Annotated in this window: 26 protein-coding genes and 1 tRNA gene; 12 read left to right on the forward strand and 15 right to left on the reverse strand. The window is 60.1% G+C overall.

The features are described 5' to 3' along the window. Window positions 1-16 precede the first annotated feature (16 nt). From K0H48_RS03405 to K0H48_RS03430, 6 genes are all read right to left on the reverse strand, one after another. On the reverse strand, window positions 17-1,066 hold the full coding sequence (locus K0H48_RS03405) for a hypothetical protein (protein WP_219266408.1): 1,050 nt from the start codon (window positions 1,064-1,066) through the stop codon (window positions 17-19). A gap of 106 nt (window positions 1,067-1,172) precedes the next feature. Then, window positions 1,173-2,378: an integrase arm-type DNA-binding domain-containing protein gene (locus K0H48_RS03410; protein ID WP_219266409.1), complete on the reverse strand. Its 1,206-nt coding sequence runs from the start codon at window positions 2,376-2,378 to the stop codon at window positions 1,173-1,175. A gap of 208 nt (window positions 2,379-2,586) precedes the next feature. Then, window positions 2,587-2,662 (reverse strand) — tRNA-Phe (locus tag K0H48_RS03415). Window positions 2,663-2,765: 103 nt separating this feature from the next. After that, window positions 2,766-3,038, reverse strand: a complete 273-nt coding sequence (locus tag K0H48_RS03420) for an oxidative damage protection protein (RefSeq protein WP_056860676.1) — start codon at window positions 3,036-3,038, stop codon at window positions 2,766-2,768. Then, window positions 3,035-4,102 (reverse strand): A/G-specific adenine glycosylase, encoded by a 1,068-nt coding sequence (mutY, locus tag K0H48_RS03425; RefSeq protein ID WP_219266410.1) that lies wholly within the window; start codon window positions 4,100-4,102, stop codon window positions 3,035-3,037. Before mutY ends, K0H48_RS03420 begins: the two co-directional genes overlap by 4 nt. Next, window positions 4,099-6,315: an AsmA family protein gene (locus K0H48_RS03430; protein WP_219266411.1), complete on the reverse strand. Its 2,217-nt coding sequence runs from the start codon at window positions 6,313-6,315 to the stop codon at window positions 4,099-4,101. The genes mutY and K0H48_RS03430 overlap by 4 nt, the downstream gene beginning before the upstream one ends. A gap of 326 nt (window positions 6,316-6,641) precedes the next feature. Here K0H48_RS03430 and K0H48_RS03435 point away from each other — a divergent pair, with 326 nt between their 5' ends. The 7 genes from K0H48_RS03435 to K0H48_RS03465 all read left to right on the forward strand — a co-directional run bounded on the left by K0H48_RS03435 (window position 6,642) and on the right by K0H48_RS03465 (window position 12,439). Continuing rightward, window positions 6,642-8,303 (forward strand): OFA family MFS transporter, encoded by a 1,662-nt coding sequence (locus tag K0H48_RS03435; protein WP_065930809.1) that lies wholly within the window; start codon window positions 6,642-6,644, stop codon window positions 8,301-8,303. Between the two features lie 268 nt (window positions 8,304-8,571). Further along, entirely contained in the window at window positions 8,572-9,165 is a 594-nt protein-coding gene (hisB, locus tag K0H48_RS03440; RefSeq protein WP_017138645.1) for an imidazoleglycerol-phosphate dehydratase HisB, read from the forward strand. Beyond that, window positions 9,165-9,803: an imidazole glycerol phosphate synthase subunit HisH gene (gene hisH, locus K0H48_RS03445; RefSeq protein ID WP_219266412.1), complete on the forward strand. Its 639-nt coding sequence runs from the start codon at window positions 9,165-9,167 to the stop codon at window positions 9,801-9,803. The genes hisB and hisH overlap by 1 nt, the downstream gene beginning before the upstream one ends. Continuing rightward, complete coding sequence (locus K0H48_RS03450; protein ID WP_005783916.1) at window positions 9,803-10,060, forward strand: DUF2164 domain-containing protein; 258 nt, start codon at window positions 9,803-9,805, stop codon at window positions 10,058-10,060. Before hisH ends, K0H48_RS03450 begins: the two co-directional genes overlap by 1 nt. Window positions 10,061-10,099: 39 nt before the next feature. Then, complete coding sequence (gene hisA / locus K0H48_RS03455) at window positions 10,100-10,837, forward strand: 1-(5-phosphoribosyl)-5-[(5-phosphoribosylamino)methylideneamino]imidazole-4-carboxamide isomerase (protein ID WP_048723388.1); 738 nt, start codon at window positions 10,100-10,102, stop codon at window positions 10,835-10,837. A gap of 9 nt (window positions 10,838-10,846) precedes the next feature. Further along, entirely contained in the window at window positions 10,847-11,617 is a 771-nt protein-coding gene (hisF, locus tag K0H48_RS03460; RefSeq protein ID WP_017138643.1) for an imidazole glycerol phosphate synthase subunit HisF, read from the forward strand. Window positions 11,618-11,683: 66 nt separating this feature from the next. Beyond that, window positions 11,684-12,439, forward strand: a complete 756-nt coding sequence (locus tag K0H48_RS03465; protein ID WP_219266413.1) for an ABC transporter substrate-binding protein — start codon at window positions 11,684-11,686, stop codon at window positions 12,437-12,439. On the opposite strand, the gene K0H48_RS03470 is transcribed toward K0H48_RS03465, so the two are convergent. From K0H48_RS03470 to K0H48_RS03485, 4 genes are all read right to left on the reverse strand, one after another. Next, entirely contained in the window at window positions 12,392-13,684 is a 1,293-nt protein-coding gene (locus K0H48_RS03470; protein ID WP_219266414.1) for a Vps62-related protein, read from the reverse strand. The two genes, K0H48_RS03465 and K0H48_RS03470, sit on opposite strands and share 48 nt — an antisense overlap. A 63-nt stretch (window positions 13,685-13,747) precedes the next feature. Next, window positions 13,748-14,533, reverse strand: a complete 786-nt coding sequence (locus tag K0H48_RS03475; protein WP_219266415.1) for a divergent polysaccharide deacetylase family protein — start codon at window positions 14,531-14,533, stop codon at window positions 13,748-13,750. Between the two features lies 1 nt (window position 14,534). Then, the gene (locus K0H48_RS03480) at window positions 14,535-15,848 is read right to left on the reverse strand and encodes a S41 family peptidase (RefSeq protein ID WP_138817256.1); all 1,314 of its coding nucleotides are present in this window, start codon (window positions 15,846-15,848) and stop codon (window positions 14,535-14,537) included. 30 nt (window positions 15,849-15,878) lie between these two features. Then, window positions 15,879-17,174 carry a murein hydrolase activator EnvC gene (locus K0H48_RS03485; RefSeq protein WP_219266416.1) on the reverse strand — a complete coding sequence of 432 codons (1,296 nt, stop codon included), beginning with the start codon at window positions 17,172-17,174 and terminating at the stop codon, window positions 15,879-15,881. 242 nt (window positions 17,175-17,416) lie between these two features. On the opposite strand from K0H48_RS03485, the gene K0H48_RS03490 reads away from it, so the two are divergent. After that, complete coding sequence (locus K0H48_RS03490; RefSeq protein WP_219266417.1) at window positions 17,417-17,929, forward strand: PBECR2 nuclease fold domain-containing protein; 513 nt, start codon at window positions 17,417-17,419, stop codon at window positions 17,927-17,929. Window positions 17,930-18,145: 216 nt separating this feature from the next. Here K0H48_RS03490 and gpmI read toward each other — a convergent pair whose 3' ends face one another. Continuing rightward, a complete protein-coding gene (gene gpmI, locus K0H48_RS03495) occupies window positions 18,146-19,672 on the reverse strand; it encodes a 2,3-bisphosphoglycerate-independent phosphoglycerate mutase (RefSeq protein WP_219266418.1) in 1,527 nt (508 codons plus the stop codon). Window positions 19,673-19,823: 151 nt separating this feature from the next. On the opposite strand from gpmI, the gene K0H48_RS03500 reads away from it, so the two are divergent. The 3 genes from K0H48_RS03500 to secB are packed head-to-tail and all read left to right on the forward strand — an operon-like array spanning window position 19,824 to window position 21,015. Further along, on the forward strand, window positions 19,824-20,237 hold the full coding sequence (locus K0H48_RS03500) for a rhodanese-like domain-containing protein (RefSeq protein ID WP_177024929.1): 414 nt from the start codon (window positions 19,824-19,826) through the stop codon (window positions 20,235-20,237). Window position 20,238: 1 nt separating this feature from the next. Beyond that, entirely contained in the window at window positions 20,239-20,493 is a 255-nt protein-coding gene (gene grxC / locus K0H48_RS03505) for a glutaredoxin 3 (RefSeq protein WP_219266419.1), read from the forward strand. 42 nt (window positions 20,494-20,535) lie between these two features. Then, window positions 20,536-21,015: a protein-export chaperone SecB gene (gene secB, locus K0H48_RS03510; protein WP_083355711.1), complete on the forward strand. Its 480-nt coding sequence runs from the start codon at window positions 20,536-20,538 to the stop codon at window positions 21,013-21,015. Window positions 21,016-21,175: 160 nt separating this feature from the next. On the opposite strand, the gene K0H48_RS03515 is transcribed toward secB, so the two are convergent. After that, window positions 21,176-21,631 carry a tRNA (cytidine(34)-2'-O)-methyltransferase gene (locus K0H48_RS03515; protein WP_010563141.1) on the reverse strand — a complete coding sequence of 152 codons (456 nt, stop codon included), beginning with the start codon at window positions 21,629-21,631 and terminating at the stop codon, window positions 21,176-21,178. On the opposite strand from K0H48_RS03515, the gene K0H48_RS03520 reads away from it, so the two are divergent. Then, a complete protein-coding gene (locus K0H48_RS03520; protein ID WP_219266420.1) occupies window positions 21,630-22,070 on the forward strand; it encodes a hypothetical protein in 441 nt (146 codons plus the stop codon). The two genes, K0H48_RS03515 and K0H48_RS03520, sit on opposite strands and share 2 nt — an antisense overlap. A 622-nt stretch (window positions 22,071-22,692) precedes the next feature. On the opposite strand, the gene ntrC is transcribed toward K0H48_RS03520, so the two are convergent. From ntrC to K0H48_RS03535, 3 genes are all read right to left on the reverse strand, one after another. Further along, complete coding sequence (gene ntrC / locus K0H48_RS03525; protein ID WP_017138632.1) at window positions 22,693-24,129, reverse strand: nitrogen regulation protein NR(I); 1,437 nt, start codon at window positions 24,127-24,129, stop codon at window positions 22,693-22,695. Then, on the reverse strand, window positions 24,126-25,211 hold the full coding sequence (glnL, locus tag K0H48_RS03530; protein WP_017138631.1) for a nitrogen regulation protein NR(II): 1,086 nt from the start codon (window positions 25,209-25,211) through the stop codon (window positions 24,126-24,128). The genes ntrC and glnL overlap by 4 nt, the downstream gene beginning before the upstream one ends. Before the next feature lie 387 nt (window positions 25,212-25,598). After that, the gene (locus K0H48_RS03535) at window positions 25,599-26,186 is read right to left on the reverse strand and encodes a chorismate mutase (RefSeq protein ID WP_257626826.1); all 588 of its coding nucleotides are present in this window, start codon (window positions 26,184-26,186) and stop codon (window positions 25,599-25,601) included. Between the last annotated feature and the right edge of the window lie 129 nt (window positions 26,187-26,315).

Consider the following 26,315-nt stretch of genomic DNA (forward strand, 5'->3'; position numbering starts at 1 on the left):
ATTGCAAAAAAAGCTCTCAATCCTGACGAGAAGTGTTGGTGTCTTTAATTCCGTCAGCCTTGGCGGTTGCTTCTGAACGAGCATCCTTGGCCTCTCTTTTCGCCTTTGCGAATACATCGTTGACCTGGCGTTTTCCCGCGCCGCGCCAACCGCGTAAGGCGATTGCATCTGCCGCAGTATCTTGCTTGTACTTGGGCCGTTGATGGTCAAGTAGTAACTCAAGTAGGCCAGCCACAACCAGAAGTGCATTTCGATTGGTGCTTTCTCCCCGGCCTGAAGGAGGGGGAGTGAACCATGCTGATGCTTTAGTAAGTGAGCGCCCTAAAGTAGCAAAGTCCGCAGCTATTTTGGATGGGGCTTCAGCCAGTTCTATCTCTGCAGCCTCCGCGCGCTCTTCTGCTGCAAGTTGCGCTTGCAGCGCTGTACCCCTAGCTTCACGTTCTTTCGATAAATCAGACTCTGAAAGTGCCAGGCGTCCCGTCAAAACGGCATTCGCTGCCTCTAGGTGCTGGGCTCTAAGCTGGGCAATGTCCAATTGCTCAGAAGCACGAAGCTCTCCTTCTTGACGAAGACTCGCTTGGCGCATTTGCATATAGCCAGGCGCGCTACCTGAAGGAGTGCTTGGTGGCTTTGATTGGCTATGGGCAAGGTTCCCTTCGACAGTCATAGCAATGCTTGCGCTGTCATTCATGGGCTGGGCTTTGAAAATGACACCTAGGGCTCGCTCACAAGCCTCTGTAGTCAGCGTGCCTATCCACTGCCGCCATATGAGGACGGCGTTGGCCGGCGCGGGACCAAGATTGGTGTTGATGGTTTCTGCTGGTTGTCCTATATCAAAACTATCAAAGTAATCGGCTAAGGCGCCGTATGTAATAAAAGCGCTGCCTTTTGTTGATGCAAGTAATACTGCCGAAGCGTGAGTTTCATGTATGGGGTGATTCTCCGGCATCATTGTGCGTAGGGCCGCAGCGACCTCTCCCGCCAATGTGCGTGGATTCAATACTTGGTCGCTGCCCCATTCTTGGACTACCTGGTTTAGCGGGATACGGCCGGTGCGTGTTTGCATCACGCCCTCCGGCGTAGTCATTCAAGTAGTGGATAAAATCACAGTACGGGAATGTTAACAGCAAACTCCAACCAGTCCCAAGCAAACCCGCCCCTACGTCGGAACACTAAGCTTTGAGCTTAATACTCACGACATTGGCCCCTGCGCATAGCGCATCTATCGAGTCAGCCCACGCTTGCATCATTTCCCGGCGCTGCTCGACATAGGCCGCATGGTTGTAGGTGCCGCGTATTTCGTCGCTGTCACCGTGGGCCAGTTGACGCTCGATCCAATCCTTGTTGTACCCGCGACCGTTCAGTTCCGTGCTGAGTAGGTGACGGAAGCCGTGGCCGGTCTGCTGACCTTCGTAGCCCATCCCCCGTAACGCTTTGTTCACTGTGTTCTCGCTCATGGGGCGATCGGGATTGGCGCCAGCAAAGACCAGTGCATAGCGTCCAGTGATCTCTTGGAGCTGGCGCAGGATGGCAACGGCCTGGCGAGGTAGAGGGACGATGTGAGGGCGGCGGGCTTTCATGCGTTCGGCTGGAATTGTCCAGGTGGCGCGCTCCAGGTCGAACTCTGCCCAGGGGGCTTGGCGAAGTTCGCCCGGGCGAACGGCCGTTAGCGTTAGCAAGCGGATGGCATGCCGGGTAAGCGTATGGATGTTCGCGGCTTCGCTCTTGGCCAACAGTTCTGGGAGCTCAGCAAAGGTGATGTGTGGATGATGACGGGCGGCTTTCGGTGGTGCTGCTACCACGCTCAGATCCGTGGCTGGGTTGGCTTCGACGACGCCCTTGGCCAGCCCGTACCGAAATATCTGGTGTAGCCATTGGCGGATCTTGCCGGCGGCATTGAGCGTGCCCCTGGCCTCTACCTTGCGCACCAGCTCTACCAGATCGGGCCGGGTGATCGCTTTTACAGGGCGAGAACCGATACATGGAATCAAATCATTCTCCAAGTACAGCTTGGCCTTGTAGGTTGTGCTTTCCGCCCACCGAGGGGCGTTGTAGGCAAACCACTCGCGAGCCAGTGTCTCGAAAGTCAGCCCCTCGACCTTCTGTGCTTGTTTGGCAGTTTTTTTCTGCTCGCCGGGGTCGGTGCCTTCAATCAGTAGCTGGCGTGCCCCATCGCGAAGCTGACGAGCTTTCAGCAGGGTGACTGCTGGGTATGCGCCAAGCGCCAGCATCTTCGCGCTGCCGTTGAAGCGGTACCGATAGCGCCATAGCTTGGAGCCGGTCGGGGTAACTTCTAGGCACAGGCCATTGGCGTCTGTCAGCCGGTACAGCTTGTCCTTTGGCTTGGCGGTACGGATGGTGGTATCTGAGAGTGGCACGCAGCCTCCTTGCAGGCCGCACCAGGCGGGCGTATTGCCGTCCTAGTGTGAGTAGATTTCTAGACCGAACTGGATCTACTCACGAATCTACTCACATATGTTTGGGCTTACAAGGGAACGGTTGGGAACCGTAGAAAGCAAAAAACCCGCACTAGGCGGGTTTCTTGGGTGCTTTCAGGTGTGCTTGGCATCACCTGAAAACTAAAGGTGGTGCCCAGAGACGGAATCGAACCGCCGACACGGGGATTTTCAATCCCCTGCTCTACCGACTGAGCTATCTGGGCAACGGGGCGCATTAAACGGGTTTTTCAGGGGGTCGTCAAGCAAGTTTTCAAAAAATATTTAATTATTACCGTCGCTTACGTGCCGACCCCGGTTTTTGATCAATTATTGAGCAGGCGGCACGTAACCGTCGGCCTTGGCGTAATCCTCGCCGGAAAAGAACTTGTCCATCTCGCCCGCCAGGTATTTACGATCTTCGGCGTTCATCATGTTCAGGCGCTTTTCGTTGATCAGCAGGGTCTGGTGTTTCAGCCAGTCACCCCAGGCTTGGGCAGAGATATGCTCGAAAATATCCTGGCCCTTGGCACCTGGGTACGGAGGGCGTTCCAGGCCTGGCAGTTCTTCTTTGTACTTGCGGCACATTACGGTGCGGGTCATGACGAAACTCCTGCGTTCAATACGTCGGCCGCGCGCTTCAGCAGTTTTTTCACCGGGGCGGCAAGGCCCAGGCGCGGCGGGGTGGCGAGGTTATACCAGAGCCAGTCGGCCTCGGCCACGTGATGGGCGGATTCCTCGACCTGCACCAGCCAGGGCTCGATGGCCAGTTGGAAGTGGCTGAAGGTGTGGATCAGCCCCGGCAGTGCCTGTTGCTCGCCCAGTGCCAGCGCGTGCTGGTGGGCGAGGTGCTCCAGGTCTTGCAGGTCATCAAGTTCCGGCAAACTCCACAAACCGCCCCACAAGCCCGTGGATGGGCGACGGTACAGCAGAATCGCGCCCTCGGCGTTGGCCAGCAGCGGCATCAGCGTGCGCTTTTGCGGGATGGTCTTGCGCGGCTTGGGGATCGGGTAGCGCGTCTCCAGGCCGAGCATGTGGGCTTCGCAGCCCTTTTCCAGCGGGCACAGCAGGCAACTAGGCTTGCTGCGCGTGCAGAGCGTGGCGCCCATGTCCATCATTGCCTGGGTGTAGGCGTTGACGCGATCGTGGGGCGTAAAGCGCTCAGCGGTGGCCCAGAGCTGTTTGGCGACCTTCGGCTCGCCTGGGTAGCCTTCTTGCGCAGTAAAACGCGCCAGCACGCGTTTGACGTTGCCGTCCAGGATCGGCGCGCGCAGGCCCATGCTCAAGCTGGCGATGGCGCCGGCAGTGGACAGGCCAATGCCGGGCAACTCGGTGAGTTTTTCCACATCCTTGGGGAATTCGCCGCCGTATTCAGCGACCACGATTTTGGCAGTCTTCTGCAGGTTGCGTGCACGGGTGTAGTAACCCAGGCCGGTCCACAGGTGCAGCACTTCATCTTCCGGCGCGGCGGCCAGGGCTTCGACCGTCGGCAAGGAAGCCATGAACCGGTCGAAGTAGTTGAGCACGGTGCTCACCTGGGTCTGTTGCAACATGATCTCCGAGACCCACACCCGGTAAGGCGTGATGCCCTGTTGCCAGGGCAGGTCATGGCGACCGTGGCGGTCGTACCAGTCCAGCACCGCCTGTGAAAACTGCTCGTTTCTCATCGTTTGAACAGGCCTTTAAGGGCGTCTTTAAGCTGCGGATTAACCTTGTCGAGCTTCTCTTCGATCTTATCGCTGAGCTTGTTGCCGGCGGCTTTGATGGCGACTTGGGTCAAGCCGTCCTTGTCCAGACGGCAAGCCTTGGCGCCCAGCTCCAGCGGGCCACGGCAGCGCAGCGGCACTTCGATGTTCTGGAAGTTGGCGCCCACCTGGCAGGCCGGGTCCGGCACGTCGCGCTGGTCGCCTTCGACGATGATGCCAACGCGGTAGTCCATGCCCAGCACACGCAGGTCGACGTCACCGTTGCCGTTGACCGCCAGGCCCGGGATGCGCACTTTAAGGTCCGGGTTACTCGCTACGCCGTTACGGAAGTTAAGGGTGCCGCGCAGCTCCTGGAACGGCGTGTCCTTGCCCTGTGGCGTAGTGCTCAGTGTTTTGCGATTGAGCAGCGCAATGCCGGTACACAGTTGCTGTTCAATGTTGGCGTTGAGCAGCGCGCCGTTGTTGATCACAAAGCTGGCGGTACCGTTGAGGCTGTCGATCAACGCTTTTTGGCTATTGCCACGGCCGCTGAGGTTGCTGTCGAGAGTGACCTGGCCTTTGACCGGCGGGTTTTGCCCCTGGGCTTGCAGGATACGTTCAACCGGCACTTGCTTGATGTGGGTTTGCAGCGCCAGCAGCGGTATGTCCTGGCGCACATCGAGCGTGCCGTTGGCCTGGAAGGTTCCGTTGTAGAGGCCGCCGCTCAAGGTGTCGAGCTTGAGCTGGCCATCGGCGCCGGAGGCCTTGAGCGCTGCATTCTGGATCGGCAGCTTGCTCAGGGTCAGTTGCCCAAAGGCCAGGTCGGCGTTTACGTCCAGGGCGCGCAGGCGGGTCAGTGGCAGCAGTTTGTCGGTGCTCCACGCGCCTTTGGTTGGCGCTTCCGGCAGCGGTGTGGTGCCACCGGCGGCCATGGCGCCGGCTTCGCTGTTCTGCACTTCAGCCTGGCGGGCGGCGGTTGCGCCTTTGGCCGATTCGGACTTGGCCGGCAGGTAGTTGTCGGCATTGAAGGTGTCGCCTTTGAGCTGCACGCGCAAGGCTTGCTTGGCGAAGTCATCCACGGCGATGCGACCGGTGAAGGTGCTGCCGTCGAGCTTCAGGTTCAGGTCTTCCAGCGTGGCGCTGGTGGGCGTGCCCTTGAGGCGGCTGACCAGCTCGACCTTGCTCAGGCTGCCGTCAGCCATGGGCGGCAGTGGGTGGCCGACGCTGTCGAGGAACTTGGCCAGGTCAAACTGGGCAATCGACAGCGCGCCGCTGACTTGTGGGGTTTTGTTCAGGTCATTGACCTTCAGTTCGCCCAAGGCGCGCAGTTGGTTGGCGGAGAGCTTGAGGTTGGTCCATTCGGCGATGTTGGCCGCCAGGTCCACCAGCAATTGGCCCTGGGTGGAGAAGGTCACGGTCTTGCCTTGCAGCGGCTCGCCGGTGGCTTCGCCGCTAAGTTTCATGTCTTCGAACTGGTAGCGCTGCAGGGCACGCTGGATGCGCAGGTTGCCGTTCAGCTCGGTTTTGACGCGCATCAGTGGCTGGTTGCTGCCCAGGAAGGCGGTGAGCTTGAGTGGAATGCTCGCGCCTTCGTGCACGGCGCCGGCGCTCAGCTGGATGCTTTCAGCGCTGAACTGTTTGCCGGTCTGCTCATCGTTGTATTCAACGCGGGCGTTGTTGATGGTCAGGCTGTCGATGTCCAGGCGGATCGGCTTGGGCGGCTTTTCCGGTTCGGGCTCGGCCGGGGCTTGCGCTGGAGCAGGGGCGCTGGCCGTTTCGGTCGCATCCGGCAGGTTCTTGCCGATGTCTTCCCAGTTGCCATGGCCTTGCTTGTCGCGGTTGAGGCGCAGGTTCAGGCCTTCGACACGCACATCGCTCATCTGCACTTCGCGGCGCAGCAGCGGCAGCACGCGTACCGACAGGCCAAGCATCTGCAAGTCGGCGAACGGTTGGGTCGGGGCGGTGAGGGTCGCTACGCTGGCTTCATGCAGCTCAAGGCCCAGCCAGGGGAACAGGCTCCAGCCGATATCGCCATTGAGCGTCAGCTCGATGTGGGCCTTGTCGCGGGCAATCTGGCGAATCTCGTCTTTGTAGTCGTTGGGATCGAAGAGGTGGGTCAGGGCAAAGCCCAGGGCCACAATGATCAGCAACAGCCCGAGGAGTACCAGACCCAGGATTTTGCCGAACGCTTTCATGGGCGAGTCCTTGTATGTCGATTTCAAAATTTAGCCGCAGAGTATAACGCCCGAAGGCCTGCGTCAGTTCACGCATCGTTACATTGTATCTAGCGCCGGCAAAATCGGATTTTTACGCCAGACAGATCAGATTGAGTGAAAAAGGTGATGTCAGTTTGGTTTTTCTGTCATCCACTGGTGCTAATCTTCGCGGGTTCGTCTGTCGTCTGCGACACAACGTCGCGTTTAAATGGAGCTTTACTCAACAACAACGGCCAACGCTCTGCGTGCAAGGTCGAGGGAGAGAGCGCCTGACGGACACATACTAATAACTGGGGGAAACACCAATGAGCACTAGCACTGCGGCCGGCAGCACTGCCGCGCAGCCTGCGTTCCTGTCCAAGGAGCGCATTATCGCCAAGCCCGGGTTCAACCGTTGGCTGGTTCCGCCGGCCGCCCTGGCCATCCACCTCTGTATCGGCATGGCCTACGGGTTCTCGGTATTTTGGCTGCCTCTGTCCAAAGCACTGGGTATCACCGCGCCGGTCGCCTGCGCGCCGGACATGAGCTTTATCGCGCAAGTCTTCTCGTCCCAGTGCGACTGGCCCATCTCCATGCTGGGCTGGATCTACACCCTGTTCTTCATCTTCCTGGGCTGCTCGGCAGCCATCTGGGGCGGCTGGCTGGAACATGCCGGGCCACGTAAAGCCGGTGTTGTATCGGCCTTGTGCTGGTGCGGCGGCCTGTTGATCTCGGCGCTGGGGATTTATACCCACCAGATCTGGCTGATGTGGATCGGCTCCGGCGTGATCGGCGGCATCGGCCTGGGCCTGGGTTATATCTCGCCCGTATCGACCCTGATCAAGTGGTTCCCGGACAAGCGCGGCATGGCCACTGGCATGGCGATCATGGGCTTCGGCGGTGGCGCAATGGTGGGTGCACCGTTGGCCGCAGCGCTGATGGGCCATTTCGCCTCGCCAACCAGCGTGGGCGTGTGGCAGAGCTTTGTGGTCATGGCCGTGATCTACTTCGTGTTCATGATCGGTGGCGCACTCTCGTACCGCGTGCCGCCGACCGGCTGGAAGCCTGAGGGCTGGACCGCCCCGGCGAAAAAAGCCAGCAACGCGATGATCACCCACCGTCACGTACACGTGAACGTGGCGTGGAAAACCCCGCAATTCCGTCTGGTGTGGCTGGTGCTGTGCCTGAACGTGTCCGCCGGTATCGGCATCCTCGGCATGGCTTCGCCGCTGCTGCAGGAAGTATTCGGTGGCAAGTTGCTGGGTGTGGATGTGCCGTTCGGTCAACTGGACGCGGGCCAGTTGGCCTCTATTGCGGCCATCGCTGCAGGTTTCACTGGTCTGTTGAGCCTGTTCAACATCGGTGGCCGGTTTTTCTGGGCGTCGTTCTCCGACTACCTGGGCCGTAAAAATACCTACTTCGTGTTCTTCGCCCTGGGCTTTGCCCTGTATGCGCTGATCCCGAACCTGGGGCACCTGGGCAACGTGGCGCTGTTTGTGGCGGCGTTCTGCATCATCCTGTCGATGTACGGCGGCGGTTTTGCGACCGTGCCTGCGTACTTGGCCGACCTGTTCGGCACCCAGATGGTCGGCGCGATCCACGGTCGCCTGTTGACCGCATGGGCGGCGGCGGGCGTGCTGGGCCCGGTGTTGGTGAACTACTTGCGTGAGTATCAGCTGAGCATCGGCGTACCGCGCGCTGCGGCCTACGACATTACCTTGTACATCCTCGCAGGCCTGTTGGTGCTGGGTTTCCTCTGCAACCTGCTGGTGCGCCCGGTGGCCGACAAGTACTTCATGACCGACGCCGAGCTGGCTGCCGAACAGGCGCTGGGCCATGACAAAGGCGCCGATGCCAGCACTTCGCTGGAGTGGAAAGCGGCTCCTGGTACTGTGCCGATGGCCATTGCTGCCTGGCTGGTGGTGGGTATTCCGTTGGCGTGGGGTGTGTGGGTGACCCTGCAGAAGACGGCGGTGTTGTTCCACTAATCCCGACCTGATCGTTCCCACGCTCCCGCGTGGGAATGCAGGCTGTGACGCTCTGCGTCACCATGGCGCAAGGCTTCAGTCGAGCGTCGACAGCGGAACGCGGAGCGTCCCAAGCGGCATTCCCACGCAGAGCGTGGGAACGATGTTTGCGCACCATGCTGGGGCGCATTCATCAACTCGTCAGTCTTATCCCCTTCGATGTTTCTGTTTAGCGCCCGCGCCCCTATAATGGCTGCCTTTTTCGCCCAATGATTTTGCGGAGCTGGTGATGGCCGAACGTAAGGTATCCGTCGAGCGCGACACTCTGGAAACCCAGATCAAAGCCTCGATCAACCTGGATGGCACCGGAAAGGCCCGATTTGATATCGGTGTACCTTTTCTTGAGCACATGCTGGACCAGATCGCCCGTCACGGGCTGATCGACCTGGATATCGTCAGCAAGGGCGACCTGCATATCGACGACCACCACACGGTGGAAGACGTAGGCATCACCCTCGGCCAGGCATTTGCCAAGGCCATCGGCGACAAAAAAGGCATCCGTCGCTACGGCCACGCCTATGTCCCGCTGGATGAAGCGCTGTCGCGTGTGGTCATCGACTTCTCCGGCCGCCCAGGCCTGCAGATGCACGTGCCGTACACCCGCGCTACCGTGGGCGGCTTTGATGTCGACCTGTTCCAGGAATTCTTTCAGGGCTTCGTCAACCACGCACTCGTCAGCCTGCACATCGACAACCTGCGCGGCACCAACACCCACCACCAGATCGAAACTGTGTTCAAGGCTTTCGGCCGCGCACTGCGCATGGCCGTAGAGCTCGATGACCGCATGGCCGGGCAAATGCCGTCGACCAAGGGCGTTCTGTAATGCAGACGGTCGCGGTTATCGATTACGGCATGGGTAACCTGCACTCGGTGGCCAAGGCGCTCGAGCACGTGGGCGCCGGCAAGGTGCTGATCACCAGCGACGCCAATGTGATTCGCGAAGCCGACCGCGTGGTATTTCCAGGCGTTGGCGCGATTCGCGATTGCATGGCCGAGATCCGCCGCCTGGGCTTTGACAGCCTGGTGCGCGAAGTCAGCCAGGACCGCCCGTTCCTCGGCATCTGCGTGGGCATGCAAGCCTTGCTCGACAGCAGTGAAGAGAACGGCGGCGTCGACTGCATCGGCCTGTTCCCTGGCCAGGTGAAGTTCTTTGGTAAAGACCTGCACGAAGACGGCGCGCACTTGAAGGTGCCGCACATGGGTTGGAACGAAGTCAGCCAGACCGTCGATCACCCACTGTGGCACGACATCCCTGACCTGGCGCGCTTCTACTTTGTGCACAGCTACTACATCAATGCCGGTAACCCGGGCCAGGTGGTGGGCGGCGGGCATTACGGCGTCGATTTTGCCGCAGCGCTGGCCGACGGTTCGCGCTTTGCCGTGCAGTTCCACCCGGAGAAGAGCCATACCCATGGCCTGCAATTGCTGCAGAACTTCGCCGCGTGGGATGGTCGCTGGTAATGGCCAAGAAGCCGAAGCCGCCGATCTTGAACCTCACGCCCGAACAGGAGCGTGAGGCTACCGATAAGATCAAGCGTTTCATGGAGGACCGTTTCGAGCTTAAGTTAGGCTCGTTCGAGGTCGCCGAGATTCTTGAGCTGTTCACCACCGAAGTGGCGCCGCACTATTACAACAGGGCGATTTTCGACACGCAGACGCTCCTTAAAGAAAGGTTCGAAAGCATCGAGAGCGACCTGTGGTCGCTTGAGAAACCCTGATTTCCCAAGCATTGCTGAATATCGAATAAGGTTTGCCAGATGCTGATTATCCCCGCTATCGATCTCAAGGACGGCGCTTGTGTACGCCTGCGCCAAGGCCGCATGGAAGATTCCACCGTGTTCTCCGATGACCCGGTAAGCATGGCTGCCAAATGGGTAGAAGGGGGCTGCCGTCGTCTGCATCTGGTGGACTTGAACGGCGCCTTCGAAGGCCAGCCAGTCAATGGCGAAGTGGTTACTGCCATCGCCAAGCGCTACCCGAACCTGCCGATCCAGATCGGCGGCGGTATCCGCTCCCTGGAAACCATCGAGCACTACGTCAAGGCTGGCGTGAGTTACGTGATCATCGGCACCAAGGCCGTGAAAGACCCGGCGTTTGTGGCCGAAGCCTGCCGTGCGTTCCCCGGCAAGGTGATTGTCGGCCTGGACGCCAAAGACGGTTTCGTCGCCACCGATGGCTGGGCTGAAATCAGCACCATTCAGGTGATCGACCTGGCCAAGCAGTTCGAAGCCGACGGCGTGTCCGCCATCGTTTATACCGACATCGCCAAAGACGGCATGATGCAGGGCTGCAACGTGCCGTTCACCGCAGCGCTGGCCGCCGCGACCAGGATCCCGGTGATCGCCTCCGGTGGCATTCACAACCTGGGCGACATCAAGTCGCTGCTGGACGCCAAGGCGCCCGGCATTATCGGCGCCATCACTGGCCGCGCGATCTACGAAGGTACTCTGGACGTCGCCGAAGCCCAGGCTTACTGCGACGCCTACAACGGCTGAGGACTGACCATGGCGCTGGCCAAACGCATCATCCCTTGCCTGGACGTCGACAACGGTCGCGTGGTCAAGGGCGTCAAGTTCGAGAACATCCGCGACGCCGGTGACCCGGTGGAAATCGCCCGTCGCTATGATGAGCAAGGTGCTGACGAGATTACCTTTCTCGACATCACCGCCAGCGTCGACGGCCGCGACACCACGCTCCATACCGTCGAGCGCATGGCCAGCCAGGTGTTTATCCCGCTGACCGTGGGCGGTGGCGTGCGCACCGTGCAAGACATCCGCAACCTGCTCAACGCCGGTGCGGACAAGGTCTCGATCAACACCGCTGCCGTGTTCAACCCGGAGTTCGTCGGCGAAGCCGCGCAGCACTTTGGCTCGCAATGCATCGTGGTCGCCATCGACGCCAAAAAAGTCTCCGGCCCGGGCGAAACCCCGCGCTGGGAGATCTTCACCCACGGCGGTCGCAAGCCTACCGGCCTGGACGCGGTGGAATGGGCGATGAAGATGGAAGCCCTGGGCGCCGGTGAAATCCTGCTGACCAGCATGGACCAGGATGGCATGAAAAACGGTTTCGACCTGGGCGTGACCCGCGCCATCAGCGATGCGCTGGGCATTCCGGTGATCGCCTCCGGCGGCGTTGGTAACCTGCAGCACCTGGCCGACGGCGTGATCGAAGGCCACGCCAGTGCGGTGCTGGCGGCGAGCATTTTCCACTTTGGCGAATACACCGTGCCTGAGGCTAAAGCCTATATGGCCGCGCGCGGTATCGTCGTTCGCTAAACGCTGCTGGACACCCTGGCAGGCGCGGGGCACTCTCTGCGCTTGCCATGGATTCCGGTAGCCTTCATGTTCAAGACCCTTCTGCTTGCCCTCGCCAGTACGTCCATTCTGTTGACGGGTTTGGCTCACGCCGAGGAACCGTCCGACGCCTCCCTGGTGTTGCTGACGGAAAACTTCCCGCCCTACAACATGGCGAAAAACGGCAAGAACTTCGCCAAGGAAGAAAACATCGAAGGCATTGCCGTCGATATCGTGCGCGAGACGTTCAAGCGTGCCGGCATTTCCTACAACCTGACTTTGCGTTTTCCTTGGGAGCGAATCTACAAACTCGCCCTGGAAAAACCCGGCTACGGCGTCTTTGTGATGGCGCGCCTGCCGGACCGCGAAGCCCTGTTCAAATGGGTCGGCCCCATCGGTCCGGATGATTGGGTGATGCTGGCCAGGGCCGACAGCAAGATAGAACTGACAGACCTTGAGCAGGCTCATCGTTACAAAATCGGCGCCTATAAGGGTGACGCCATTGCGCAGACCCTGGAAAAGCAGGGCCTTAAGCCGATCGTTGCACTGCGTGACCAGGACAATGCGCAAAAACTGGTGGATGGCCAGATCGACCTGTGGGCCACCGGTGATCCGGCGGGCCGTTATCTGGCCCGCCAGGTGGGGGTGACCCAACTGAAAACCGTGCTGCGCTTCAACAGCGCCCAGTTGTACCTGGCGCTCAATAAAGACGTGCCGGATGAGGTGGTGGCCAAGCTTCAGGCAGCACTCGACCAGTTACGGGGTGAGGGTGGTGTCGATCAGATCATGGCCCGTTACCTCTAGTTCGGGCTCTGGTTGAGACGCTTCTACCGGTAGAGGCTGTTCATCAGGCAGCACCTCGGCGTTTGGATAATCGCTCATGTAGATGTTGTCACCATTGATATAGCTGGCGGTGCTTGAAACCTGGCTGCCGTCCTGTCGCAGCAGGCGGTATTCGCTTTGGACAAGGTACGCCGCAACGGCTTTTTTCGGCGGAACATAAGTGATGATTTCCAGCGACGAAGGCTGGTTCCAGCCTTTCGCTGAGCGCTGCGTGTGTGTGAAGTCGCGATCCAGGTGCGCCGAAAAACTCAATTCGAAGACGTGTTCGCCCGCCGGCCACTCTTTGCCCATACCGATACTGGTGTTGGCCGCCAGTGCCTTGGCAGTCCCTTCTACTTCACCTTTGGCGGCCGTCCACATGAATGGCTGACTGGTGGCCTCAGCGTTGTGCCCGAAACCGACACACAGGTGGCGGTCCGTGCGCTCCAGGCGGTAGATGGGCGATGCCTGAAACTGTTCGATCACAGCCAACTCCGGGTCTTTGACACAGAACCATGGCAGCTCACACACCTGAGGCGCGTGGATGGACTCATCATTGCCCGGGCTTTCGTACCCGCTGAGCGCGGGTGGTGGCGGCAGGTCGTGCAACAGCGCTGTCAATGTCAGGCGCAGTGAATAGGCCTCAAAGCTTGGCCTGGCATAACTGCCACTGCCGATGAAGGTGCCGGGCGCGAGGTATATTTCGCCCGCAGGTGCATGGGGAGGTGTCACTGACCAGAGGCTCAAGTCGTTGGTGGAGCCGCTGCCTTTATCGTCCCAGATCAATTCGCCCGCTTGAGCGGCCATCACCAGGTCTTTTCGCACGCACCGCACGGCATGGCGTGAGGGTTTGTCGTAGTCCACGCCGTACACCAGCCCCATCGCCACATAGCCCTCTGGCGGCAGCGGGCGCCAGAGGGACGCATTGCCCAGCGCACCGGAGCCTTCATCCTGCCACACCAATTGATAATCGACTGGCGCCCGCAGGGCCGTGCCGTCGACGTTGTTCACGTCGCTGACGACGGCGACAACGTTGCCGTAGTTGATATTGCGATAGTGGTTGACCGCAATATCACCCAAGGTAAAAAACGGTCTCAGGGCATCGGAGGCGGTGCTCGGCCGCCAGAGGCCGACGGCTTTATGCGCGCCCGAACCCTTGTCGTTCCACAGCGGTAGAAACTCGCTGGTAAAGCTGATGAGCAGGTCGTTGAATTGCAGAGGCTTCATGGAGGGCTCTCCAGTTGATGGGAGCATCAACTATCGAGCAGGGCAGTCAGTACCGAGCGGTAACTATCTACGCGCCGGAAGATACGTACCGTTTTTGCCGTGTGCCGCCATGGCTTGGTTGCTGCGCACACTGATCATCAACTTGATATCAATCCAGTCGATGCCCTGCGCCTTGAGCTTGGGCAACTCACGCTCCAGCACTGCCAGGGTCTGTGGATAAGGGTGGCCGATCATCACTACCGAGCCTTGTTTGTGCGCCAGCTTGATTGCGGTTTGCAGTTGCGTGCCAATCGCCGCCTCGGTGCGTTCGTCATCCAGGAACACATCCCGCGAGACATGCGCCAGGCCGATCTTTTGCGCCTCGGCGGCGGCGACGGTCTGCGCGCTGGTGCGGCTGTCGACAAAGAACTTGTTGCGCCGTTGCAGCTCGGCCATCAGCCACGCCATCGCCGCCGGCTGGGCGGTCATGCGGCTGCCCATATGGTTGTTGATGCCAGCGGTGTAGGGCACAGCCTTGAACGCAGCGTCCAGGCGCTTGCCGAGTTCTTCGATGGGCAGCTCGGGGTGCCAGGCGAACGGGCCGGTGGCCGGGTCCATGGGCATGTGCAGGATCACGATCTTGCCGGCCTTGTGCGCTTCACGGGCAAATTCGGCGGCGTGGGGCGTGTCGGGCATGATCGCCGTGGTCACTGGCCCAGGCAGGCCCAGCACGCGACGATCCCGGGGCAGGTTTTGCCCCAGGTCGTCGATGATGAGGGTCAGGTAGGCTTTTTGCGGTTCGCCGGCAGGCGTCGCGTGGGCGACGCCTGCCAGGCTGCACAGCAGAGCGATGATCAGGGCAAAACGCATATCAACGGCTGCGCGTAATGCTCAGGCCTTTAAGCAGGCTCAGCGCCTGGGCCAGTTGGTAGTCATCGTCCTGCGGCATCGGCTTGGCTTTGGTGGCGCTGCCGGTCGGCTGGTCGGCGCCGCCGTTGCCATTGCCCAAGTGACCTTGCAGGTCGGCCTCTTTGTAGTACTCGCTGTCGACCTCGTTGGTGATCTTGGCCCGGCGTACTTCGATGTCCGGCACGATGCCCTGGGCCTGGATCGAGCGACCGTTCGGCGTGTAGTACAGCGCCGTAGTGATCTTCAGTGCGCGCTCGTTGTTCAGCGGCAATACGGTTTGCACCGAGCCTTTGCCGAAGCTGGTGGTGCCCATCAGCACGCCGCGTTTCTGGTCTTGCAGGGCACCGGCGACAATTTCCGACGCCGAAGCGCTGCCGCCGTTGATCAGCACGGCCAGTGGCACGCCTTCGCTCAGGTCGTTGCCGGTGGCCGAGAAGCGCAACTCGGAGTTGGCGATACGGCCTTTGGTATAAACAATCAGGCCTTTGGTGATGAAGTGGTCGACCACTTCCACCGCCGACTGCAACACGCCGCCTGGGTTGTTACGCAGGTCAAGCACGATACCGTTGAGCTTCTTGCCGTTGTCTTTGCGCAGCTTGGCCAAGGCCTTGGCCACTTCGTCGCCGGTCTTGACCTGGAACTGGGTGATACGGATGTAACCGTAGCCCGACTCCAGCAGCTGGCTCTTCACGCTCTTGACCGTGATGGTCGCGCGGGCCAGGGTCACGTCAAACGGGTTGCCGCCGTCGCGCACCAGGGTCAGGGTGATTTTCTGGCCGAGTTTGCCGCGCATCTTGTCGACGGCTTCGGTCATGGTCTGGCCACGGGTCGGCTGGCCGTTGATCTTCACGATCAAGTCGCCAGCCTGAATGCCCGCCTTTGACGCCGGCGTGTCATCGATCGGCGAGACCACTTTGATCTGGCCATCTTCAGAGCCGACTTCGATGCCCAGGCCGCCGAACTCACCGCTGGTGCTTTCCTGCAGCTCGGCAAAATCTTCCGGCCCCAGGTAAGCGGAGTGCGGGTCGAGGTTGCTGAGCATGCCTTTGATGGCATTTTCGAGCAGGGTCTTGTCGTCTACGGGTTCGACATAGGCTGCCTTGATCCGGTCCATGACCTCGGCAAAGGTACGCAGCTCGTCCAGCGGCAGCGGCGCCTTGGTGGTCGCTGCGGTGGCGGCGGGTGCCGGTGCAGCCTGGTCGGCAAAAGCCAGCGGCGCGCCGATCACCAGGGCGATCGTCAGGGCCAGCGAAGTGAGGCGGGACAAATGCAGCATGTCGAACGAACTCCTAATGTAGGTGCAGCCCTATCCTTGGGAACGGCACCATTGTGCAGGGTCGCTCGGGCGGCCCTGCTGACGAATAGCGAAGTACAGCGCCGGGGTGTCCTGGCCACCACTGTTACCGACAGTGGAGATGGATTCACCGGCTTTTACAACATCACCTGCCGACTTAAGTAATGTCTGATTGTGGCCATAAAGGCTCAAATAGCCATTTCCGTGGTCAAGAATCACCAACAAACCGGCGCCGCGCAGCCAATCGGCAAATACCACACGACCACCGTGAACGGCGTGGACCTGGCTGCCGGCAGCGGCGCTGATCATCACCCCATCCCACTTGGCGCGGGTGTCATCGCCACGGGTTTCACCAAAGCGTGCCAGTAATCGACCATCAACTGGCCATGGAAGTTTGCCGCGGGCTGAAGCAAAAGGGCCGCCGAAGTTCTCGCCGGAGCTGGAAACCAGCGGCCCAGGCGCTGCACGCGCCGGTTTACGCGGCGCCGGCGCGTCAGTGGTGGCGGCCAGCTCGGCTTCACGCTGGCGCTTTTTTTCCGCTTCCTGCTGGGCGATCAGCGCTTTTTGCCGCGCTTCTTCGGCCTCACGTGCCTGGCGCGCCAGGGTTTCTTCGATGGTTTTGAGTACTTTGCCCAGGTCAGCCTGGTCTTGCTCGCGGGCCTGGAGCTTGGCGTCGCGGGCCTTCACATCGTTATTGAGCTTAGCCAGGGCTTGCTGGCGCTCTTTGCGCACCTTGTCCAACTGGTCGCGCTGGGTGTCGAGGGCGGTTTTCTGATCCATCAGTTGCGACTGCTGGTCGGCGATTTCCTGCTCGACATTGGCCAACTGGCGCAGGGTTTCGTTAAAACCCTTCAATTGCGCCAGGCGCGCCTTGCTCAAGTAGTCGTAATAAGTGAGGGTGCGGGCGAATTTCTCGGGGTTCTGCTGGTTGAGCAGCAGCTTGAGGTATTCCTGACGGCCGCTCTGGTAGGCGGCGCGGGCCTGGATCGCGATCAGGCGTTGCTGTTCAACGCGTGCGCTCTGGAGTTTTTTTTTCTCAGCGTCGAGTCGCTCCAGTTCCGACTCGCTCTTCTTTAATTCTTTTTGTAGCTCCTGGACCTGCTTCTCGAGCTTGCCCATCTCGGTTTCCGTGCCGCGCAGGTCTTTCTGCACCCCGGATTTTTCTTCCTGGAGCTTGCCGAGCAGTTTTTTCAGCTCGGTAATGTCCTGACGCGTAGCGTCCAACTGTTGTTGGGTTTGTGCGCGCTCATCGGCAAACGCCGGTTGGAGCAAGCAGACTAGAGCGAGGGTAATCAAGGCGCGAAGCATAGAGGCGGGCGACACCAGGGAAAGGGACGGCCTAGTATGCCCGCCAAGCGCCGCAAAAAAAACGCCTCAACGCCAACTGCTTTAAGGCGTTCGTCATAAAAAGCCGTTCAGGGCGATTTAATTGGGCGGTTTGAAGGTTAAATACTATCGAAGAAACGCTTTGAAACGCTCCACCTGCACTGGTTTTTGCTTCTGAGAATAGACTCACGAGCCCTCTAATCAGGCAGTTGGCGCGATCGGCAATGTCCGGTATTCATGAGTCAAAAGGCCAGCAAACCTGGCTCGATTACGGATTGCCCGACCTGCGTAGCCTCGATCGGGCGCTGCGTTCTTGCGCACTTGAGGAGGTGTTGGCGGGCAAGGACATTACCGATGCTGTCGATATCGTAGCTTCAAATCTGGGGATTACCGATTCGGCATGCCCTCAGGTTTGTATAGATTCCCCTCTGGGCAGGGTGTTGATTCAGCGCACGACGTTGCGGCACATCGTTGAAAAGCGGCAGGATGCCAGAGAGCGATACGTAAAATTTGCGCTGGATACGCTGACAGGGCCTCTGGAAATCTGGCGTGTCGCCTATAGCGACGGCTCGGCTCGGCTGGCGTTCATCGGTGCTTATGAAACCAAGCGACAAATGCTGGTGGTGGTGAATATCCAGGCAGGCAATGTGTTGTGGAATTTCATGCAGACCGATGCCAAGGCGCTGAATAAGCATCGCCATGGGGAACTGCTTTACAAACGCTACCAACTTTTATAACAGGCAAAGAAAAGGACAGTTCTCTCGAACTGCCCTAAATTAGAGCGCTTGATATTCATATACACACCCTCAAGCAGGGGTGTGGAGGTCTCACCCTACGCTGATGTCCAGCCATCAACGGGGTTCCTACGCCAGTTATAGCCGCTGGAGGCAACTGGTTTCGCGCTCACGTTCATTATTGACGGGCTACTCGCTTTGAGCAACCCCCGAACTGTTTCAGACCAGAATCGAAGTACCGGTCATCTCTTTCGGCTTCTCCAGCCCCATCAGCTTCAGCATGGTCGGTGCCACATCCGCCAGCACGCCGCCTTCACGCACTTTAAGGTCGCGTTTGCCGACGTAGATGAACGGCACCGGCTCGGTGGTGTGGGCGGTGTGGGCCTGGCCGGTGGATTCGTCGGACATTTGCTCGCAGTTGCCGTGGTCGGCGGTGATCAGCGCTTCGCCGCCGACTTTTTCCAGGGCATCGACGATGCGACCGACGCACAGGTCCAGGCATTCCACGGCTTTTACGGCGGCTTCCAGGTTGCCGCTGTGGCCGACCATGTCGCCGTTGGCGTAGTTGACCACGATCACGTCGTAACGCTGGTGCTCGATGGCATCGACGATTTTGTCAGTGACTTCCGGCGCGCTCATCTCTGGCTGCAGGTCGTAGGTGGCGACTTTTGGCGACGGGATAAGGATGCGCTCTTCACCCGGGAACGGCTCTTCGCGGCCACCGGAGAAGAAGAAGGTCACGTGGGCATATTTTTCGGTTTCGGCAATGCGCAGCTGAGTCTTGCCGTTTTTCGCCAAATAGTCGCCCAGCACGTTTTCCAGGCTGCCCGGCGCGAATGCCGAAGGGGCCGGGATGTTGGCGGCGTATTGGGTGAGCATTACGAACTCGGCTTTCGGCTGGCGTGCGCGCTCGAAGTCCTTGAAACCGGCGTCAACGAATACGTGGCTCAGTTCACGGGCACGGTCGGCGCGGAAGTTCATGAACACCAAGGCGTCGCCGTCTTCGACTTTGACCGGCTCGCCGATGGTGGTGGCTTTGACGAACTCGTCGCTCTCGCCACGTGCATAGGCGGCTTCCAGGCCTTCCTGGGCGGTGGCGGCGTGAAATTCGCCCTGGCCTTCAGCGATCAGGTTGTAAGCCTGGGCCACACGGTCCCAGCGGTTGTCACGGTCCATGGCGAAATAACGGCCAACCAGGCTGGCGATGCGGCCTTTGCCGAGGGCGGCGAAGGTGGCGTCGAGCAGTTCGATGGACGATTGCGCGCTTTTCGGCGGCGTGTCGCGGCCATCGAGGAAGGCGTGCAGGTAGATCTTGTCAGCGCCGCGCTTGAAGGCCAGTTCGGCCATGGCGACCAGGTGATCCTGGTGGCTATGAACACCGCCGTCGGACAGCAAGCCCATAAAGTGCACGGCCTTGCCGGCGGCTACGGCTTTATCTACCGCCGCGCAGATGGCTGGGTTCTCGAAGAACTCGCCATCGCGGATCGATTTGGTCACGCGTGTGAAGTCTTGGTATACCACTCGTCCGGCGCCGAGGTTCATGTGGCCGACTTCCGAGTTGCCCATCTGGCCGTCCGGCAAGCCTACATCCATGCCGGAACCGGAGATCAGGCCGTTGGGCACAGTGGCGGTCAGGCGGTCGAGTACTGGCTTTTTGGCCGAGTACACGGCGTTGTCATGGTGGCTTTCACTGTGTCCGAAGCCATCGAGAATTATCAGGACCAAAGGTTTAGGCGTAGTAGTCATAGATCCTCTCGCGGCGTTAATAAAGGAAGACAATTGAAAAGGGAGTCGCAGTTTAAAGCGAAGTTCCGACCACGTCACCGCTTTACGGGGGTTGGCCGACCCTGACGGCTGTGTATACTTACCGCCATTTTAACGCCCTGGAACCTCCTTGATGGTTGATCACCTGATTGCATTTGCCACTGCCCACTACCTGCTCGCGGGTGCCTTCGTCATCCTGCTGGCGCTGCTGATCGCTCATGAAATGAGCCGCGGTGGCCGCAGCCTGAGCACGTCGGAGCTGACCGCACTGGTCAACAAGGATGAGGCCGTTGTCGTGGATATCCGCCCGGTCAAGGATTTCGCCGCTGGCCATATCGTCGGCGCCCTGAACATTCCACAGGACAAGCTGATCGCACGCTTGCCCGAGCTGGAAAAACACAAGGCCAAGACCATTATTCTGGTCGACGCCCAAGGCCAGCACGCCGGCACCCATGCCCGCGAGATGCTCAAGGCCGGTTTCACTGCCGCTAAACTGTCCGGCGGTATCGGCAGCTGGAAGGCCGATAACCTGCCGCTGGTGAAGTGATATGAGCCAGGTTGTCGTTTACTCCAGCGATTGGTGCCCTTACTGCATGCGGGCCAAGGCCCTGCTTGAGAAGAAGGGTGTTGCTTTCGAAGAGATCAAGGTCGACGGCAAACCCCAAGTGCGCGCCGAAATGGCCAAGAAAGCGGGACGCACGTCCGTGCCGCAGATCTGGATCGGCGACAAGCATGTCGGTGGGTGCGATGACCTGTTCGCTCTGGAGCGCGCCGGTAAACTCGATGCGCTGCTGCTCGTCTGACTCCTAAACCCTAAAAGACCCCAAGATCAAGAAGGATCTGCGATGACTGACCAACAGAACACCGAAGCAGCAGAAACTCAAGGCCCACAGTTTTCGCTGCAGCGGATCTACGTGCGTGACCTGTCGTTCGAAGCGCCGAAAAGCCCGGCCATCTTCCGTCAGGAATGGACCCCAAGCGTTGCACTGGACCTGAACACCCGTCAAAAGGCTCTGGAAGGCGACTTCCACGAAGTCGTGCTGACCTTGTCCGTGACTGTTAAGAACGGCGAAGAAGTAGCCTTCATCGCTGAAGTGCAACAGGCCGGTATCTTCCTGATCCAGGGCCTGGACGAAGCGTCCATGAGCCACACCCTGGGCGCGTTCTGCCCGAACATCCTGTTCCCGTATGCCCGTGAGACCCTGGACAGCCTGGTCACCCGTGGTTCGTTCCCTGCGCTGATGCTGGCGCCGGTGAACTTCGATGCCCTGTACGCGCAAGAGCTGCAGCGCATGCAACAGGAAGGTTCGTCGACTGTTCAATAAGCTGTTCTGAGCAACGACACCGTTCAAATGTGGGAGCGGGCTTGTGTGGGAGCTGGCTTGCCTGCGATAGCATCACCTCAGTATCACTGATACACCGAGGTGACTGCATCGCAGGCAAGCCAGCTCCCACAGAGGTCTCCTCCCACATTTTGTTTATGTGTTATTTAAAGCCGAGTTGGCGCCAGCCTTCATACACGGCGACGGCCACGGTGTTGGACAGGTTCAAGCTGCGGCAACCCTCGCGCATCGGCAAACGCAGGCGATGGCCATCGGGCAGGGCATCAAGCACCTCCGCCGGCAGGCCACGGCTTTCCGGGCCGAACAGGAAGGCGTCGCCTTCGGCAAAGCTGGCATCATGAAACGGCCGTGAGCCTTTGGTGGTGAACGCGAACAGCCGTGGGTGGCCCAGGCTTTCCAGGCAGCTGGCGAGGTCGGCGTGGCGTTGGAGCGTGGCGTACTCGTGGTAGTCCAGCCCGGCGCGGCGCAGGCGCTTGTCGTCCATGTCAAAGCCCAAAGGCTCGATCAAATGCAGGTGGCAGCCACTGTTGGCGCACAGCCTGATAACGTTGCCGGTATTCGGCGGAATTTCTGGTTGAAAAAGGATGACGTGAAACATGCACGGCTCCGAAGGCAAAGATGCGCTGCATTCTACCCCTGAAGACGACCCAAGGCCGAAGCTATTGCCGAGGGTTTTGGGCTCATTGGCGATTGTCGGCTTGATGGTGGGCCTGATGATCGGCCGCCTGACCACGCCGGACCCGGTCGAGTTGCAGCAGCTGGAAACAGCGGCAGACGGCGTGGTGGTATGGTTCAACAGCGAGCCCAAGCTGCACGGCGAACACGTCGACGGCACCGTTGCAGTGCTGTTCGACGCGCAAGGCAAGGCTGCCAGCGGGCAACTCAAGGTCAATGACAAGGACGTTAACTGGCGCATCCGCAAAACCGATGGCGGCTTGCTGCTGAACCTGGTGGCGGCTCGGCCGTTGCGCGGGGAGTGGAAAGGCGAGAAGGCCGAAGGCCGCTGGCGGCTGCAGATCCATCTGCGCGAAGAATAAAAGAGGGAATCCCCGGCCTGCCTGTACCAAGGTTCCCAAAACGGGCTGGGGCTATGGGCGCTGTGCCGCATCAGCCCCGGGTGTAAAGAAGGGAGTTCCCGGCCTGCCTGTACCAGGGCTCCCAAAACGGGGTGAAGCCAAAGGCTTCGGTGTTAAAGAGGGAATCCCCGGCCTGCCTGTACCGAGGTTCCCGAAACGGGTGTGGGGCGCGACGCGATCCGCATCAAGCACCCCGGGTGTAAAGAGGGGATTCTCGGCCTGCCTGTACCAAGGTCCCCGAAACTGGGTGATGTAAGGGTTATTGCAGGGCGCGTGCCAGAAGTTGCAATGTGTGCCAAAAAATTACGCCAAAAAGCGCAAAGCCCCGGAATACGGGGCTTTGGTGTTTTTGGGATTTGATCTTTTCTTAATTCGGCGGGTGTTTCGGGCGTGTGGGATGTGCGCGATGCTAGTTCATGGTGCATTGAAGCGGTGCACTCCACCTGATCTTTCCCACGCTCCGCGTGGGAATGCATCGCGTGACGCTCCGCGTCACCAGTGCACAGAACTGAACTTGCGGTGAGGCTCGGACGCGGAGCGTCCTGGGAGGCGTTCCCACGCAGAGCGTGGGAACGATCATCAGTTAGGCTTCATCACCCTCGTCATCATCCCCACCATCGACCTTCATCCCCAACTCCTTGATCTTGCGCGTCAAGGTATTGCGGCCCCAGCCCAGCAACACTGCGGCATCGCGGCGGCGGCCGGCGGTGTGCTTCAGGGCGGTTTCGATCATGATGCGCTCGAACGCCGGCACGGCGCTGTCCAGCAGGTTCGACTGGCCGCGTGCCAGGGCTTGGTCGGCCCATTGACGCAACGCTTGCTCCCAGTTGGTCACCGGTGCCGAATCCTGCGGCAGGCTCAACAGCTCTGGCGGCAGGTCGCTGATGTGTACTTCGCGCCCGGACGCCATCACCGTGATCCAGCGGCAAGTGTTCTCCAGCTGGCGCACGTTGCCCGGCCATGGCAGGTTCTTCAGGTATTCCTCGGTCTCGCTTTTGAGCAGCTTCGGCTCCACCGCCAACTCTTGCGCGGCGCGGCTGAGGAAGTGACGGGCCAGGGTCGGAATGTCTTCGCGTCGATCCGACATTCGTGGGATGTGGATGCGAATTACGTTGAGGCGGTGAAACAAGTCCTCACGGAACTTGCCCGCGTGCACCAGTGTTTCGAGGTTCTGGTGGGTCGCCGCAATGATGCGCACATCAACCTTGACCGGCGTGTGCCCGCCGACGCGGTAGAACTCACCGTCTGCCAATACCCGCAGCAAGCGCGTTTGGGTATCCGCCGGCATATCGCCGATTTCATCCAGGAACAGCGTGCCGCCGTCCGCCTGTTCAAAGCGCCCGCGACGCAGGTTGGCCGCGCCGGTGAACGCGCCTTTTTCATGGCCGAACAGCTCGGACTCCATCAAGTCCTTCGGAATCGCCGCCATGTTCAGCGCGATAAACGGCGAGGCCGCCCGTGGGCTGTGACGGTGCAACGCGTGAGCCACCAACTCTTTACCGGTGCCCGACTCGCCGTTGATCAGCACGGTGATGTTGGAGTGGCTCAAACGCCCGATGGCGCGAAACACTTCCTGCATCGCCGGTGCTTCACCGATGATTTCCGGGGTGCGGGTCAGGGCCGGCGGGGCTTCCTGGCTTTGTTGTTCCTGGGCGTGCTGGTTGGCGCGCTTGACCAGCGCCACCGCCTCGTCCACATCGAACGGCTTGGGCAGGTATTCAAAGGCGCCGCCCTGATAAGACGCGACAGCGCTGTCCAGGTCTGAGTGCGCGGTCATGATGATCACCGGCAAACGCGGGTGCTGCTCGCGGATGCGCGCCAGCAAATCCAGGCCACTGGCGCCGGGCATGCGGATGTCGGAGATGATCACGTCCGGCTGCTGGCGAGCCAGGCGGCTCATCACCCCGTCGGCGCTGTCGAAGCTCTGGGTGGTCATGCCTTCCTGTTGCAAGGCTTTCTCGAGGACCCAGCGGATAGAACGGTCGTCATCGACGATCCAGACAGTTTCACTACGGCTCATGTCGTGGGGGCTCCTTGTTCCAATGGCAGGAAGATCGAGAACGTGGTGTGGCCGGGATGGCTCTCACATTCGATCAGGCCCTGGTGCTGGCTGATGATGTTCTGGGTAATGGCCAGGCCCAGCCCGGTACCGTCCGGGCGGCCGCTGACCATGGGAAAGAAGATGGTTTCCTGCAGTTCCGCAGGAATGCCCGGGCCGTTGTCGATGATCTCGACCTTGGTCACCAGGCGGTGGCGCACATGGCCGATGGTGAACTGGCGCAGGGCGCGGGTGCGCAGGCTGATGCGGCCCAGGCGCAGCTCGTTCTGGCTGCTGATGGCCTGCATGGCATTGCGCACGATATTGAGCACCGCCTGAATCATCTGCTCGCGGTCGATCAATACGTCGGGAATGCTCGGGTCGTAATCGCGCACCAGGGTGATGCAGCCTTGGCTTTCGGCCTCGACCAGCTGGCACACGCGCTCCAGCACTTCGTGCACGTTGGTCATCGCCAGGGACGGCAACTTGTTGGAGCCGAGCATGCGGTCCACCAGGTTACGCAGGCGGTCGGCCTCCTCAATGATGACGTTGGTGTAGTCCTTGAGGTGTTCCTCCGGCAACTCACGGGCCAGCAACTGCGCGGCGCCACGAATCCCACCCAGTGGGTTTTTGATTTCATGGGCCAGGCCGCGCACCAGCATCTTGCTGGTTTCCTGTTTGGACAGCTGCGCTTCTTCTTTAGTAATGCGCAGCAGACGGTCGCGGGGGTGCACTTCGAGCAACAGCAGGGTCGCGCCATTGCTCAGGATCGGGGTCACGGCGTAGTCGACGGTCAGGGTCTGGCCGGTGAGGGCGGTGAGCATCGCTTCGCGCTTGGTAAACGGGTGCGCCTGCTCCACGGCCTGGCGCAACGAACTCAAGGCCTCGGCCGACTCGGTGAACAATTCGCTGATGAACTGCCCATGGCTGCGCTGGCCGCTGATGGCCAGGAGCATCTCCGCCGCCGGGTTCATGTACTCAAGACGCAAGTCGTCATTGAGCAGAATGGTCGCGGTGGTCAGGTTGTCGAGTAACAAACGGTGCAGTGCATCGCTGATGGTCATCGGGACCTCTTTTGGAGCAAGGCGCGGGCTTGAGGCACACGCTGATACAAGGAAAATGCAAAAACCAAACCAAGGCTCCGAAAAGAAGCGTTAAACCCCTGAAATAAGGGTTTTAGGCGCGAAACTGTGGCGTTCTGCCAGCTGGCTCGGGAAGAATCGAACCAAAATGGGCTGGATGGGTGGGAAGTGTGCAGGCTATCGCACCAATATAGTGCGGTTTTGGGAAGTCTGTTCAGGAAGGCGCGGAAGGTACATCTGAATGCGCCCAATCCAAATGTGGGAGCGGGCTTGCTCGCGAAGGCGGTGTGCCAGTTAACACATGTATCGACTGATTCGCCGCCTTCGCGAGCAAGCCCGCTCCCACAGTTTTGATTGGGTTTGCAGGCTTTAACCTTTGAAGATGCACAGCTCGGCAGTGGCGCGGATCATTGCGAGCTGGCGGGTCGGGTCATTCAGCGGCTCATGGATGGCGGTCGCCAGCCACTGTGGGCACTGCGGGTCGGTGCGCTGTGGGGTGAAGTCGGCCAGTTGCTGCAGCAGGGTTTTTTGCAATTGATCCAGTTGCGGGCGAATCTGCTTCACCAGATCCGGGCGCGGGTCGTCGGGGGCTTTGCCCTGGAACTGCCAGTCGGACAGGTGGGTGTATTGCACAAGTTTGTTGGCTTCGATCTGCGCCGAGAAAAACTGCTCGGCGGCGGCGGGATCGAGTTTGTACGTGGGCGCTTGAGCGGTGACGCTGGCGATCACCTCTTGTTCGCGCTTTTTGTCCTCTACGGGCTTGTGGCTGTCCCATTTGCTCAGGGCTACCTGATCGGCAATCTCCAGTCGCTCGGCGATGCTGTTGAGCAAGGGTTCCAGAGTGGGCGGCGCGGCACTCGCACTGACGCTGACAAATAACAGAGCGAACACAAGTCGATGTTTCAAAGCGGATCTCCTGTGGGAGCGGGCTTGCCCGCGATTGTGTGGGTCAGTCATACATCAGGTGGCAGGCAGTGCGCTATCGCGTCATGGATATCGACACAAAATCTCGGGGAAGTGCGTTGTTGTGGCGAGCAGGCTTGCCCTGCGTTGGGCTGCGCAGCAGCCCCAGGGTTAATGCGATCT

Source organism: Pseudomonas sp. Xaverov 259 (genome assembly GCF_019352915.1).
Classification (GTDB): domain Bacteria; phylum Pseudomonadota; class Gammaproteobacteria; order Pseudomonadales; family Pseudomonadaceae; genus Aquipseudomonas.

Coding starts and splice junctions, on each gene's coding strand:
- K0H48_RS03405 (WP_219266408.1), bottom strand. CDS start 1,066: ATGCAAACACGCACCGGCCGTATCCCGCTAAACCAGGTAGTCCAAGAA.
- K0H48_RS03420 (WP_056860676.1), bottom strand. CDS start 3,038: ATGACCCGCACCGTAATGTGCCGCAAGTACAAAGAAGAACTGCCAGGC.
- mutY (WP_219266410.1), bottom strand. CDS start 4,102: ATGAGAAACGAGCAGTTTTCACAGGCGGTGCTGGACTGGTACGACCGC.
- K0H48_RS03430 (WP_219266411.1), bottom strand. CDS start 6,315: ATGAAAGCGTTCGGCAAAATCCTGGGTCTGGTACTCCTCGGGCTGTTG.
- K0H48_RS03435 (WP_065930809.1), top strand. CDS start 6,642: ATGAGCACTAGCACTGCGGCCGGCAGCACTGCCGCGCAGCCTGCGTTC.
- hisB (WP_017138645.1), top strand. CDS start 8,572: ATGGCCGAACGTAAGGTATCCGTCGAGCGCGACACTCTGGAAACCCAG.
- hisH (WP_219266412.1), top strand. CDS start 9,165: ATGCAGACGGTCGCGGTTATCGATTACGGCATGGGTAACCTGCACTCG.
- K0H48_RS03450 (WP_005783916.1), top strand. CDS start 9,803: ATGGCCAAGAAGCCGAAGCCGCCGATCTTGAACCTCACGCCCGAACAG.
- hisA (WP_048723388.1), top strand. CDS start 10,100: ATGCTGATTATCCCCGCTATCGATCTCAAGGACGGCGCTTGTGTACGC.
- hisF (WP_017138643.1), top strand. CDS start 10,847: ATGGCGCTGGCCAAACGCATCATCCCTTGCCTGGACGTCGACAACGGT.
- K0H48_RS03465 (WP_219266413.1), top strand. CDS start 11,684: ATGTTCAAGACCCTTCTGCTTGCCCTCGCCAGTACGTCCATTCTGTTG.
- K0H48_RS03470 (WP_219266414.1), bottom strand. CDS start 13,684: ATGAAGCCTCTGCAATTCAACGACCTGCTCATCAGCTTTACCAGCGAG.
- K0H48_RS03475 (WP_219266415.1), bottom strand. CDS start 14,533: ATGCGTTTTGCCCTGATCATCGCTCTGCTGTGCAGCCTGGCAGGCGTC.
- K0H48_RS03480 (WP_138817256.1), bottom strand. CDS start 15,848: ATGCTGCATTTGTCCCGCCTCACTTCGCTGGCCCTGACGATCGCCCTG.
- K0H48_RS03485 (WP_219266416.1), bottom strand. CDS start 17,174: ATGCTTCGCGCCTTGATTACCCTCGCTCTAGTCTGCTTGCTCCAACCG.
- K0H48_RS03490 (WP_219266417.1), top strand. CDS start 17,417: ATGTCCGGTATTCATGAGTCAAAAGGCCAGCAAACCTGGCTCGATTAC.
- gpmI (WP_219266418.1), bottom strand. CDS start 19,672: ATGACTACTACGCCTAAACCTTTGGTCCTGATAATTCTCGATGGCTTC.
- K0H48_RS03500 (WP_177024929.1), top strand. CDS start 19,824: ATGGTTGATCACCTGATTGCATTTGCCACTGCCCACTACCTGCTCGCG.
- grxC (WP_219266419.1), top strand. CDS start 20,239: ATGAGCCAGGTTGTCGTTTACTCCAGCGATTGGTGCCCTTACTGCATG.
- secB (WP_083355711.1), top strand. CDS start 20,536: ATGACTGACCAACAGAACACCGAAGCAGCAGAAACTCAAGGCCCACAG.
- K0H48_RS03520 (WP_219266420.1), top strand. CDS start 21,630: ATGCACGGCTCCGAAGGCAAAGATGCGCTGCATTCTACCCCTGAAGAC.
- K0H48_RS03515 (WP_010563141.1), bottom strand. CDS start 21,631: ATGTTTCACGTCATCCTTTTTCAACCAGAAATTCCGCCGAATACCGGC.
- ntrC (WP_017138632.1), bottom strand. CDS start 24,129: ATGAGCCGTAGTGAAACTGTCTGGATCGTCGATGACGACCGTTCTATC.
- glnL (WP_017138631.1), bottom strand. CDS start 25,211: ATGACCATCAGCGATGCACTGCACCGTTTGTTACTCGACAACCTGACC.
- K0H48_RS03535 (WP_257626826.1), bottom strand. CDS start 26,186: ATGACTGACCCACACAATCGCGGGCAAGCCCGCTCCCACAGGAGATCC.